At 74.3% G+C, this 11,539-nt stretch carries 9 protein-coding genes and 1 riboswitch; of the genes, 2 read left to right on the forward strand and 7 right to left on the reverse strand.

Features of this window, described 5'->3' with window-relative positions; all coding sequences use genetic code 11:
• Positions 1 to 94 precede the first annotated feature (94 nt).
• From eno to AB0E83_RS16115, 4 genes are all read right to left on the reverse strand, one after another.
• Positions 95 to 1,381 carry a phosphopyruvate hydratase gene (eno, locus tag AB0E83_RS16100; RefSeq protein WP_362111074.1) on the reverse strand — a complete coding sequence of 429 codons (1,287 nt, stop codon included), beginning with the start codon at positions 1,379 to 1,381 and terminating at the stop codon, positions 95 to 97.
• 289 nt (positions 1,382 to 1,670) lie between these two features.
• A complete protein-coding gene (locus AB0E83_RS16105; protein WP_362111077.1) occupies positions 1,671 to 2,411 on the reverse strand; it encodes a transglycosylase family protein in 741 nt (246 codons plus the stop codon).
• Between the two features lie 4 nt (positions 2,412 to 2,415).
• A riboswitch (cyclic di-AMP (ydaO/yuaA leader) is annotated at positions 2,416 to 2,591 on the reverse strand.
• Positions 2,592 to 2,855: 264 nt separating this feature from the next.
• Complete coding sequence (locus AB0E83_RS16110) at positions 2,856 to 3,878, reverse strand: transglycosylase family protein (protein WP_362111080.1); 1,023 nt, start codon at positions 3,876 to 3,878, stop codon at positions 2,856 to 2,858.
• Positions 3,879 to 4,101: 223 nt separating this feature from the next.
• Positions 4,102 to 5,340 (reverse strand): cytochrome P450, encoded by a 1,239-nt coding sequence (locus tag AB0E83_RS16115; protein ID WP_362111083.1) that lies wholly within the window; start codon positions 5,338 to 5,340, stop codon positions 4,102 to 4,104.
• A 300-nt stretch (positions 5,341 to 5,640) separates the two neighbouring features.
• Between AB0E83_RS16115 and AB0E83_RS16120 the strand changes: the two genes are divergently transcribed.
• Positions 5,641 to 6,852 (forward strand): globin domain-containing protein, encoded by a 1,212-nt coding sequence (locus tag AB0E83_RS16120; RefSeq protein ID WP_362111086.1) that lies wholly within the window; start codon positions 5,641 to 5,643, stop codon positions 6,850 to 6,852.
• 45 nt (positions 6,853 to 6,897) lie between these two features.
• Here AB0E83_RS16120 and AB0E83_RS16125 read toward each other — a convergent pair whose 3' ends face one another.
• The 3 genes from AB0E83_RS16125 to AB0E83_RS16135 form a co-directional block, all read right to left on the reverse strand.
• Positions 6,898 to 7,857 (reverse strand): nucleoside triphosphate pyrophosphohydrolase, encoded by a 960-nt coding sequence (locus AB0E83_RS16125; RefSeq protein WP_362111089.1) that lies wholly within the window; start codon positions 7,855 to 7,857, stop codon positions 6,898 to 6,900.
• 9 nt (positions 7,858 to 7,866) lie between these two features.
• Positions 7,867 to 8,559, reverse strand: coding sequence for a SurA N-terminal domain-containing protein (locus AB0E83_RS16130; protein ID WP_362111091.1), 693 nt, complete (start codon positions 8,557 to 8,559; stop codon positions 7,867 to 7,869).
• 122 nt (positions 8,560 to 8,681) lie between these two features.
• Entirely contained in the window at positions 8,682 to 9,677 is a 996-nt protein-coding gene (locus AB0E83_RS16135) for a glycosyltransferase family 2 protein (RefSeq protein WP_362111094.1), read from the reverse strand.
• A gap of 126 nt (positions 9,678 to 9,803) precedes the next feature.
• On the opposite strand from AB0E83_RS16135, the gene AB0E83_RS16140 reads away from it, so the two are divergent.
• Positions 9,804 to 11,539: YfhO family protein (locus AB0E83_RS16140; RefSeq protein ID WP_362111097.1), on the forward strand; the 1,736-nt coding region annotated here is incomplete at its 3' end.

Genomic DNA, 11,539 nt, shown 5'->3' on the forward strand with positions numbered 1-11,539 from the left:
CTCCCCTGTCGCCGGTGTCCCTCAAACGTGCGTCCCCGCACACGGTACGGGACCGGGTGCGGGGACGTACGGAAGCCGCCCTGCGGGACGGGTCTCAGCCCTTGAAGCGCGGGAAGGCGCTGCGGCCGGCGTAGACGGCGGCGTCGTCGAGGATCTCCTCGATGCGCAGCAGCTGGTTGTACTTGGCGACGCGCTCGGAGCGGGCCGGGGCGCCGGTCTTGATCTGGCCGCAGTTGGTGGCGACGGCGAGGTCGGCGATGGTGACGTCCTCGGTCTCGCCGGAGCGGTGGGACATCATGCACTTGAAGCCGTTGCGCTGGGCGAGCTCGACGGCGTCGAGGGTCTCGGTCAGCGAGCCGATCTGGTTGACCTTGACCAGGAGGGCGTTGGCGGACTTCTCCTCGATGCCGCGGGCGAGGCGCTCGGGGTTGGTGACGAAGAGGTCGTCGCCGACGAGCTGGACCTTGTCGCCGAGCTTCTCGGTGATGGCCTTCCAGCCGGCCCAGTCGTCCTCGAACAGCGGGTCCTCGATGGAGACGAGCGGGTACGCGGAGACGAGCTCCTCGTAGTACTCGGTCATCTCGGCGGCGGAGCGCTCCTTGCCCTCGAAGAGGTACGTGCCGTCCTTGTAGAACTCGGAGGCGGCGACGTCCAGGGCGAGGGCGACGTCCTTGCCGGGCACGTAGCCGGCCTGCTTGATGGCCTCCAGGATGAGGTCGAGCGCCTCGCGGTTGGAGCCGAGGTTCGGGGCGAAGCCGCCCTCGTCGCCGAGGCCGGTGGAGAGGCCCTTGGTCTTCAGGACGGACTTGAGGGTGTGGTAGACCTCGGTGCCCCAGCGCAGCGCCTCGGAGAAGGACTCCGCGCCGATCGGGGCGATCATGAACTCCTGGATGTCGACGTTGGAGTCGGCGTGCGACCCGCCGTTGAGGATGTTCATCATCGGAACGGGCAGCAGGTGCGCGTTCGGGCCGCCCAGGTAGCGGAAGAGCGGGAGGTCGCTGGCCTCGGAAGCGGCGTGCGCGACGGCGAGGGAGACGCCGAGGATGGCGTTGGCGCCGAGCGACGACTTGTCCGGGGTGGCGTCCAGGTCGAACATGGCCTGGTCGATCAGGCGCTGCTCGGTGGCGTCGTAGCCGACGAGCTCCGGGCCGATCTGCTCGATGACGGCGAGGACGGCCTTCTCGACACCCTTGCCGAGGTAGCGGTTCTGGTCGCCGTCGCGGAGCTCCAGGGCCTCGAAGGCACCGGTGGAGGCACCGGACGGGACGGCAGCACGGCCGGTGCTGCCGTCGTCGAGGCCGACCTCGACCTCGACCGTGGGGTTGCCTCGGGAGTCCAGGATTTCCCGGGCTACGACGACGTCGATGGACGGCACGAGCATCTCCTTCTGGGATGTGGCGCTAGGTGTGACGCATGGGTCGCAAGGTCTCGTACGCCTTGCGACAAGAGCCTAACCGGCTCCGGGGCTCCGGCCAGTCGACCACCCGTCCCCTGGGACGAAAAAGGGCCCAAGAGCACGCATCAGGTGACAAAAGCCCCGGGTTCTACTGGACGGTAACGGCAGAACCCCGGTCCGGAGCCACGGGGGAAGGGGGCTCGGGACCGGGGTGGTCACCGCGGGAGGGCTGTCGGGCACCGGTGAGCCGCCGGACTCACCGGGGCCGCGGGGGTCACTTCAGGTGGAGCTGCTGACCCGGGTAGATGAGGTCGGCGTCCTCGACGACGTCCTCGTTCAGCTCGAAGAGCTTCGCCCAGCCGCCCTCGACGCCCTGCGCCTGGGCGATCTTGCTGAGGGTGTCGCCGGCGACGACCTTGTACTCGCCGTCGCCCTTGGCGACCTTCTTGCCGGTCGGGGTGGTGACGGTCTTCTTGGCGGCGGCCTTCGGGGCGGCCTGGGCGGCGCGCTGCGGGGCCTGGCGCTGCTCGCTGCGGGTGGCGGGCTGCTCGGCGGAGCGCTCCGGGGCGCTCTGCCGCTGGGTGCTCTGCTGCTGGGTGCTCTGCTGCTGCGGAGCGGCCTCGGCGGAGCCGCCGTCGTAGGAGGCGCCGGAGAGGCCCACGCCGCAGCTCGGCCACGCGCCCTTGCCCTGGCCCGCGAGGACCTTCTCGGCGATGGCGATCTGCTGCGACTTGCTGGCCTGGTCGGCGGTGGCGGCGTAGGCGGTGCCGCCGTACGCGGCCCAGGTGGAGGCCGAGAACTGGAGGCCGCCGTAGTAGCCGTTGCCGGTGTTGATGGACCAGTTGCCGCCGGACTCGCACTGGGCGACGCGGTCCCACTCGGAGGCGGTGGCGGCCGAGGCGGTGCCGGCGGCCATCAGCGGAGCGGCGACGGCGGCACCGGTGACGCCGACGAGGGCGACGACGCGGGTGGCCTTGGAGGGACGACGACGCTTGCCCGTGCCGGAGAACAGCATGGAGTTTCCTCTTCACCGACGCCTGTGAGGTGAGCTGTCGGGTTCGGGCTGGAAGAGTCGCCCGGCCACGCGTCCTTGCGCGCGGCTTCACCCCTAGCCGGTCGTTCGGCCGTCCTTCCGGACGGCCGGGACCGGCACGAACCTTGGGTCCCCCACTCCTGCCTGCGGCGCTTTCGCGACGACAGTTCCCGGCGACCGACGGCAGGACTCGGCGTTTCGGTCGACGGGGCCCGCGGTGGCGAGCGGTGACGACCGTAGACACACACCTGCTCGAAGTTCAAAGAGGCTCACGACGGACAAATCGCCCTTACTTGCCTTCCGTCGGCCCTCGTTTGCGCAGGTGAGAGCTGACGGAAGCAAAGTTTGCGGACGTGACACGCCAGTTGGGACGAAGAGACCCATGTCTCACTTTCCCAAAATCGGACATTCAACCCTGAAACGGGCTCACTTCTCCGTCGGAGGGGTCGTCAGTTCGAGGCTCTGACCAGGGAGGATGAGATCCGGGTCGGCCCCGACCGTACGGCGGTTGGCGTCGTAGAGGGCGTCCCAGCCGCCGGGAAGATCGTTCTCCTGTGCGATCTCCGACAGACTGTCACCCGGCCGCACGGTGTAGGCGTCACTTGTGTCCGCGTTGACGGTGGTCGAGGTGACCTTGTCCGCACCTGCGGCATGACGCCCGGATTCCTGGGTGTTGTCCGTTACGCCGGTTTCCTCCGGGGCCGCCTCGCCCCGGTGCTTGCCCGTCCCCGGCGCGGCCGACGCCGCGTCAGACCCGTCCGTACCGGGGGTCGCGGGGGTGGTGGGCGCCACGGGGCTCACGGAGGCGTCCGGCGGCGTGACGGGAGCGGTGGGGGTGCCCGTGGCGGCGTCCGGCGTGCCGGTGGGGGCCTCCGGGGCGTCCGGGGCGGTGGCCGCCGGCGGCGGCGTGGCCGTCCCCGCGGGGGCGGTGGTCGCCGGCGCGGACGGGGTGGCGGGCGCGGCCGGCGCGGTACCGGTCCCCGCCGTCGCCCGCTCCGTCTCCCCGGCCCGCTCCGTGGGCGTCGCGGCCGCCCCGGCCCGCTCCACCGTCTCCTCCGCGGCCGCGTCCGCGCCCGCGGTGCGGCCGGACTCCGGCGCCACTCCGCCCTCGTCCTCCCGCGGGACGGCGGGGCCCGGCCGGACGTCCGGCGCCACGCCGTCGTTCTCCAGGCCCGCGATGGGGGCGCAGGTCGCCCAGTCGGTGCTGCCGGCGACGAGCGCCTTGTCGGCGATCGCGATCTGCTGGGCGCGGCTGGCGAGGTCGGGGCTCGGGGCGTACGAGAGTCCGCCGTGCCGCTCCCACGCCTCCTGCGTCATCTGGAGGCCGCCGAAGGCGCCGTTGCCGAGGTTGGCGCTCCACTGGCCGCCGGACTCGCAGGCGGCGACCCGGTCCCAGGTGGGCGCGTCGGCGGCGGAGGCGGAGCCGGTGGCGAGCAGCGGCAGCGCCATGGCGGATCCGGTCACTCCCGCGGTGACGACGAGCGCGGGTGCCTGGCGGGGTCGACGGTGTCGTCCGTTTCCGGAAAGCATCTCGGGGCCTTTCGCGTGACGGCGGGGACGGCGGGGACGGCCGAGGCGGGGCCGAACGTTGGCGCGAACGTAGCCGCATTCGAACGTCCGTCACAAGTCGATGGCACCGCGATCACGCGAAGATCACATTTCTGACACGACGTCACCTGTGCCGCGGGGGTGCGGATGGGGTGAACTCCACCGGAAGCGTGCGCAATCCCCGCATGATGAGCCCTCCGCGCCACCGCAGTTCGCCCGGATCGACGCCAAGTCGCAGGTCCGGCAGGCGGGTCAGGAGGGTGGCGAGGGCGGTCTGCCCCTCCAGGCGGGCGAGCGGCGCGCCCAGGCAGTAGTGGATGCCGTGCCCGTAGCCGAGGTGCTGGTTGTCCTTCCGGGCGAGGTCGAGGGTGTCCGGCGCGCCGAAGCGGTCCGGGTCGCGGTCGGCCGCCGCGAGCACCACGAGGACCGGGTCGCCGGCCGGGACGGCCTGTCCGCCGATGGTGAGGCCGGTGGTCGCGTACCGCCAGGTCGCCAGCTCGACCGGCCCGTCGTACCGCAGCAGCTCCTCCACCCCGGTCTCCAGGAGCCCGGTCTCCCCGGCGGCCAGCGAGGCCTGGAGCCGGGCCCGCTGCTCCGGGTGCCGGAGCAGGGCGTACGTCCCGTTGCCGATCAGGTTGATGGTCGTCTCGAAGCCGGCGAAGAGCAGCACGAAGCACATGGCGACGGCCTCGGCCTCGGTGAGGTGGTCGCCGTGGTCGGAGGCGCGGATGAGCCCCGAGATGAGGTCGTCCGCGCCTTCCTCCCGCAGGGTCTCGCGCTTCCGGTGGATGAGCTCCGCCAGGTACCCGCGGATCTTCTTCACCGACCGCGCCACCCCGCCGCGCGGCCCGCCGCCGTGCCGGATCATCATCCCGGCCCAGTCCCGGAAGTCGTCCTGGTCCTCGGCGGGCACCCCGAGCATGTCGCAGATGGCGTAGATGGGCAGCGGGAAGGCGAACTCGTGGATGAGGTCGGCGCTCCCCCGCTCCGCGAAGGAGTCGATGAGCCGGTCCGTCAGCTCCTGCACGCGCGGCGCGAAGGCGGCGACCCGGCGCGGGGTGAACGCCTTCGACACGAGCCGCCGCAGCCGGGTGTGGTCCGGCGGGTCGATGTTGAGGAGGTGGGTCATGAGCCCGGCGCTGCGCTCGCCCGGGATGCCGGTCTTGCCCGGTTCGGCGTGGTGCACCGGGTTCTTGGAGAGCCGCTGGTCGGCGAGGGCCTGCCGGGCGTCCGCGTACCGGGTGACGAGCCACGCCTCGACCCCGCTGGGCAGGGTGGTCCGGCGCACCGGCGCGTGCTCCCGCAGCCAGGCGTACGCCGGGTACGGATCGCTCGCGAACTCCCAGCTGAACAGCTCGGGCACCGGCCCGCCGGCGCCCCCCGGACCCGAGCCGCCGCCGGCCCCGGAGCTGCCTACGGCCCCGGAGCTGGAGCCGGAGACGGGGCAGGAGGCCGGAGCCGGGGCCGGGCTCGGATCCGTACGCGGGCCCCGGCTCGGGCTCGGGCCGGGGGAATCGGGCGTACCGGGCGTCGGGGCGGGTCCTTCACTCACTCCCCGACCGTACAGTCCGGTCCCCCGCGCCCCTCGCGCCCCTCCGGCCGACCTGACGTCATCACCGTCCCGTGATCACGCCGTGACGGCCCGTGCCCTAGATTTCCCCGCGTGGACCTCCCCTTGCTCAGAAGCACGTTCGCGGTCGTCGAGAGACGGGCCGAACACGCCGTCACGTACTTCTACTCGCACCTCTTCTGGCGCAACCCCGGCGTGCGCGCGCTCTTCCCCGAGGACATGGTCCCGCAGCGCGACCGGCTCTTCGCCGCGCTCGCCCACGTGGTGACCGGCCTCGACGACCCCGGCCTGCCCGCCTACCTGGGGCGGCTCGGCCGCGACCACCGCAAGTTCCTCGCCACGCCCGCCCTGTACGCGGCGGTCGGCGAGAGCCTGCTCGCCGCCTTCGCGCACACCGCGGGGCCCGCGTGGACGGTCGCGGCGGAGAAGGCGTGGTCGGAGGCGTACGCGCACGTCGCCGAGGTGATGCTGCGGGGCGCGGAGGAGTCCGCGGCGGCCGGGGAGCCCGCCTGGTGGGACGCGGACGTCGTCGGGCACCGGCGGCACGCCGACGACCTGGCCGTGCTGACCCTCCGCCCCCGCCGGCCGTACCCCTACCTCCCCGGCCAGTACGCCGGCGTCAGCTCGCTCCGGGTCCCCCGCGCGTGGCGCACCTACTCGCTCGGCAACGCCCCCCGCGAGGACGGCACCGTGGACCTGCACGTGAGCCGGATCCGCGGCGGGGCGATGAGCACGGCCCTGGTGGAGGAGGTCCGGCCGGGCGAGGTCCTGCGGCTGAGCGCCGCCGGCGGGGCGGCGACCGCCCGGACGGCCCCGGGCGGGCTGCGCACCTACATATGCGCCGGTACGGGCTGGGCACCGGTCAAGGCCCTCCTGGAGGAGGCGGCCGAGGACGACCCGGCGGCCGAGGGCCGGATCTTCGTGGTGGCCCGCTCCCGGGAGTACCTGTACGGGCGCGACGACCTGGACCGGCTGGCCGCGCGGCTCCCCGGCCTGAACGTCACCCCCATCACCTCGGCCCCCCGCCACCCCCGCGACCAGGCGACCGAGCGCCTCCTCACCGCGCTGCGGGCCTGCGGCCGCTGGCCGGACCACGACGTCCACCTGGCCGGCCCGCCCGGCTTCCTCACCGAGGTCACCGAGGTCCTGGCCGAGCTGGGCACGGACCCGGCCCGCGTCCGCCACGACGTCCTCCCGCCGGCCGGCCGCTTCGCCGCCCGCCCGGCCTCCCGCGCCGAATGGCTCCTGGAGCCCCCCGCGGTCCGCTGGCACGACCCGGCGGCCCGGGCCCCGCACGCCTTCTAGGCCGTTCCTTCCGGAGCGGGCCCGGCACGACCGGGAAGAGACGGCCTAGACGCCTTCCGCCGCCCTGATCGCGTCCCGGTACGCGCGGGCCGCCGCCCGCAGGGCCGCCTCCGGGTCGACGCCCTCGGACTCGGCGCGGGCCGCGAGGGCCAGCAGTTCGTAGCCGACGCCGTGGCCCTTCGGGAGGGGCACGTCGAGGCCCGCCGTGCGGACGCGGCTCGCGAGCTTCGCGGCGAGCGCGAGGCCCGGCTGCCCGACCGGCACCCCGTCCGTCACGGACTCCCGTCCCTTCTCGACCGCCTTGGCGCGCAGCCAGTGGGCCCGGACGTCCTCGGGGGTCTCGGCGGTCTCGTCGCCGAAGATGTGCGGGTGGCGCTGGATCAGCTTCTCCACGAGGGCGCCGGCCACGTCGTCGACGGAGAACGGCTCCTCGGCGTCCTCCTCGGCGATCCGGGAGTGGAAGACGACCTGGAGGAGCACGTCCCCCAGCTCCTCGCGCAGCTCGTGCCGGTCGCCGGCCTCGATCGCCTCGACGAGCTCGTACGCCTCCTCGATGGCGTACTTGGCGAGCCCCTGGTGGGTCTGGAGCGAGGACCAGGGGCAGCGGCGCCGGATGACGTCCATGACCTGGACGAGGTCGAGGAGGCGGGCGCCCGGCAGGTCGTACGAGCCGGGCAGCAGCTCCAGGTCGGGCATGGCGGTGCGGCCGGAGCCGGCGAGCCGGGCGAGGCCGTCGGTGAGGCCCCGGTCGCCCTCGCCGGAGGGCAGGACGAGGACGGTGCGGCCCCCGGCGCAGGCGGCGACCAGCTCCTCGGCGGTGGGGCGGGCGTGCTCGACGGCGACGCCCGCCTCCTGCAGGTACGGCAGCTGGGGGTGGTCCTCGTCGGGGCAGAGGACCCGGTCGGCGCCGCGCAGCGCCTGCCAGGCGGGCCAGGACAGCAGTCCGGGCGCCACCCGGTGGCTGGCGGTGAGCAGGACGACGCGGCCGGGGTTCTCGGAAGTCACCCTCCGAACCTACCCCGCGGCGGGCCCGGCCCCCGCGGCGTCGGCCGGGGCGGCGGCCTGACGGAGCCAGGCCGCGCCGGCGGGCCCGCCGGCGAGCTGGACCTTGCCGTCGTCCCAGGAGCCGTAGCGGGGGTTCACGTCGATGTCGAGGGACTTCGACGCGGTGGCGAAGACCTCCTGGAGCTTCTGCTGGCCCTCGGGGGTCTCGGCGATCCCCAGCTTCTCGATGATCTTCGTCATGAGGACGTTGCGCCGGACGACGTCGTCGATCTGGGCGGGGGCGACGCCCTGCTGCTGGAGGAGGACGGCCTCCAGGCCCTCCTCGCCGCCGTTCTCGCGGACGAAGGCCGCGCGGGTCCGCTGGAGTTCGGCGCGGGTGGCGGTGACGCCCTGCTCGTCGGCGACCTCGGCGAGGATCCGGTCGAAGATCATGCCGTTGAGCTTCTGCCGGCCGAGGTCGCCGGTGGCGGCGATCAGCTGGGCGGCCTGCGGGGAGGCGGACTGCGCGTCCCGGGCCGTCCTCACCTCGGCCTGGAGGCTGGAGACGTCGATCCGCTCGCCCCCGACGACGGCCGCGGCCCCGGGGTGGGCGTCGCCGCCGCACGCGGTGAGCAGCGGGGCCGCGGCGAGGAGCGCGGCGGAGAGGGCGAGTGCGGTGCGGCGGCGTGCGGGACGGTCGTGGCGGCGGTCGCGGCGGTGCAAAGGAGCCTCCCGGGCTGGTCGTGCGTCAGTTGGACGACCTTGCGGTGATCGATGGTAGGGAGTCGCCGGGACCGTAGCCACTCCTTCGCGGGGACAACTTCCGCGTCACCGCGGAACGGGGGTCACTTCCGGACGACCGTCTCCCACAACGAGGCACCCGCCGCCCGGGTGTCGGTCCGGGCCGTCTCCTTCTCGCGGCCCGCGTGCGTCTCGGCCACCAGGTAGTGCGGCCTGCGCTTCACCTCGTAGTAGATGCGGCCGACGTATTCGCCGATCAGGCCCACCATGACCATCTGGACGCCGGCGAGGGCGGTGACGGCGACGAGCAGGGTGACGTAGCCGGGCGTGTCGACGCCGTGGGCGAGGGCGTCGGCGACGATCCAGCCGGCGTAGGCGAGGGCGAGCGAGACGAGCAGCAGGCCGAGGTAGACGGCGGCGCGCAGCGGCTTGTTGTTGAAGGAGAGCAGGCCGTCGAGGCCGTAGTTGAGGAGCTTGCCGAAGGTCCACTTGGACCGGCCCTCCTCGCGCACCGCGTTCTCGTAGGCGAAGGTCGTGGTCCGGAAGCCGACCCAGGAGAAGAGGCCCTTGGAGAAGCGGTTGTACTCGCCGAGGCCGAGGATCGCGTCGACCGTGCGCCGGGACAGCAGCCGGAAGTCGCCGACGCCGTCGACGAGTTCGACGTCGACGAGCCGGTTGATCGCCCAGTAGTAGAGGCGGGCGGTGAGGGTGCGGGTCACCCGGTCGCCCTCGCGGGTGCGGCGGGCGACGACCTGGTCGTACCCCTCGGCGTGCAGCGCGACCATCCGGTGCACCAGCTCGGGCGGGTGCTGGAGGTCCGCGTCCATGATCACGACGGCGTCGCCGGCCGCGTGCCGCAGCCCGGCGAGCATGGCGGCCTCCTTGCCGAAGTTGCGGCTGAAGGAGACGAAGCGGACCCGGGCGGGGTCGGCGGCGGCGAGGTCCCGCAGGATCGGGAGGGTCCGGTCGCGGCTTCCGTCGTCCACGTAGACGATCTCGAACTCGCCCTCCAGGGAGTCGAGTTCCTTCGTCACATGGGAGTGGAAACGAGCGAGGACGTCCTCCTCGTTGAAGCAGGGGACGACGAGAGAGAGCAGCACATCCGACACCCAAGGGCAGGCCGGTGTCCCGCCCGCCCCGCCGGGGTGACGCCGGGGCGACCATTGCGTGAACTGCCCCCCGGCGGCCGCCCGCGGCCCCCGGAGCGCTGCGATATTCGACCCGCCATGCGAACCGTCCCGCTCACTCCCGCGCCCACCGCGCCCCCGCCGGCCCCGGCCCCGGAGGCCCCGCGCCGCGCCACCGCCGCCGCCTGCGCCCTCGCCGGGCTGCTCGCCGTGGCGGCCGTCGCCGCCGGGGACGCGGCCGCCCGGGTCTTCCCCTTCGGCCCGCGCCACCGGTCCGTGAACGACCTGGCGAACCAGTTCGTCCCCTTCCACGCCCACCTGTGGGACCTGCTGCACGGCCGTGCCGACGGCGGCCTCCTGCTGACCTGGGAGGCGGGCTGGGGCACGAGCTTCCTCCCCGACTACGGCACCTACCTGTCGAGCCCGCTGGCCCCGCTGGTCGCGCTCGCCCCGCGCTCCGGCGTCGAGTACGCCGTCTACGGCCTCACCCTCCTGAAGACGGCCCTGGCCGCCGCCGCGGCCGCCTTCCTGCTGCGCCGCCTCTCCACCGCCCCCGCCCCGTGGTGGCCGGCCTTCCTCGGCGCCGCCTACGCCCTGTGCGGCTGGTCGCTGGTGGAGGGCACGTACAACCCGATGTGGCTGGACGGCCTGATCGCCTTCCCGCTGCTGTGCCTGGTCGCGGAGTGGGCCCGGGAGGGCGTCCGCCCGCTCCCGGCCGTGCTGGTCGTCGCCGTCTGCTGGACGGCGAACTTCTACACCGCCTACATGGCGACCCTGGGCGCGGCCCTCTTCCTCGCCGCCCGCCTGGTGACGACGACGGGCGGCCTCCGCCCCCGGGTCCTGCTGCGGGCCGCCGTCACGACGGTCCTCGGGGTGGGGCTGGCCGCGCCCGTCCTCGTGCCCGTCCTGCTGTCGACCCGGCAGGCGCACCCGGGGGTCGTGCGGGACTTCGCGCCGGCCGGGACGGCGGACGCGCTGGCGCGGCTGCTGCCGGCGACGTACGGCTTCGCCACGCCCGCCGCCTTCGTCGGCACCGGAGTGCTCCTGCTCGTCGCGGCCCTCCCGTTCCGGCGGGACGTGCCGGTGCGGGAGCGGTGGGTGTGGACCGTGCTCGTCCTCGCCGTCGCCGCCTCCTTCCAGTTCGGGCCCACGCACCTGGTGTGGCACCTCTTCGCCACGCCCAACGGCAGCCCCTACCGGCAGACCTTCGTCCTCGCCGGGACGCTCGTGCTCGCCGCCCACGCCGGTCTCGCGCACGGCCCGCCGGGCCGGCGGCCCCTCGCCGCCGGGTGCGCGGTGGTGGCGGCCCTCACCGCCGCCGCCCTGCCCAGCGGGCTCGCCACCCGCCCGGCCCTCCTGCTCGGCCTCGCCGGCCTCGCCGCCACGGCGGGCGCCCTGGCGCTCCCCCGCCGCGGCCGGTACGCGGTCCTCGCCGCGGTCCTCGTCACCGGGACCCTCCTCGGCCAGGCCGCCGCCACCACCGCGCACGCGGACCGCGCGCGCCCGGCGCACCTCGACGACTACCCGCCGTACGGCCCGGAGCAGCGGCGCCGGGCGGCGGCCCTCGCGGCGGCCGACGGCTGGCCCGCGTACCGCACGGACCCGGGCCTCCCGCGCGTGGCGGGCAACGACCCGCTGCTCCTCGGCGGCCAGGGCGGCGCCTACTACAGCAGCCACACCCCCGCCGTCCTCACGGAGCTGCTCACCGCCCTCGGCGGCGGCTGGACCTCCCGGGGCCGCAACCTCCAGGGCCTCGACAACCCGGTGACCGACGCGCTGTTCGCGGTCGGCGCCCGCTGGCGGGACGGCGCCGTCGTCCGCGCGGCGGCGGGGAC

This window comes from Streptomyces sp. NPDC035033 (genome assembly GCF_040636735.1).
Classification (GTDB): domain Bacteria; phylum Actinomycetota; class Actinomycetes; order Streptomycetales; family Streptomycetaceae; genus Streptomyces.

Coding starts and splice junctions, on each gene's coding strand:
- eno (WP_362111074.1), bottom strand. CDS start 1,381: ATGCTCGTGCCGTCCATCGACGTCGTCGTAGCCCGGGAAATCCTGGAC.
- AB0E83_RS16105 (WP_362111077.1), bottom strand. CDS start 2,411: ATGCTGTTCTCCGGCACGGGCAAGCGTCGTCGTCCCTCCAAGGCCACC.
- AB0E83_RS16110 (WP_362111080.1), bottom strand. CDS start 3,878: ATGGCGCTGCCGCTGCTCGCCACCGGCTCCGCCTCCGCCGCCGACGCG.